At 70.9% G+C, this 351-nt stretch carries 1 protein-coding gene; it reads right to left on the bottom strand.

All coding sequences use genetic code 11. The features are described 5' to 3' along the window. Positions 1-148: 148 nt before the first annotated feature. Positions 149-351: hypothetical protein (locus SCWH03_RS28360; RefSeq protein WP_216854824.1), on the bottom strand; the 203-nt coding region annotated here is incomplete at its 5' end.

Raw genomic sequence — 351 nt, 5'->3', positions numbered from 1 at the left:
CGCTTGCGGGGCCCTGGCGGTGGCGTCGGCCGCAGTCGGCGGTAGTGGGTCGCCCGGGAGCGGCCGGTCAGCCGGCACGCGGCCGTGATGCCCAGCTCGCCCTCGACACCGGTGAACGCGTCATCGACCACCGGGTCGGCGGCAGCCTTCAGTCCGCGCCCTCGGAGATCATTTCCAAGAGCGCGGAGGCTTTTCCCATGATGTCCAACGCGGCCTTGTTCCGGGCCAGTTCCTTCTCCAGCCGTTCCACCTGGCGGCGCAGCTTCTCGTTCTCCGCCTCGGCGGCCGACTTCTTCGGACGGGCCGGGCTGGTGCGCTTGTCGACCAGCTTCTCCAGGGCCTCGGCGTCCC

The sequence above is a fragment of the Streptomyces pacificus genome, assembly GCF_011766325.1.
Classification (GTDB): Bacteria; Actinomycetota; Actinomycetes; order Streptomycetales; family Streptomycetaceae; genus Streptomyces; species Streptomyces pacificus.
The sequence above is the reverse complement of the archived record's forward strand: the minus strand, read 5'-3'. Positions and strand labels throughout refer to the sequence as shown.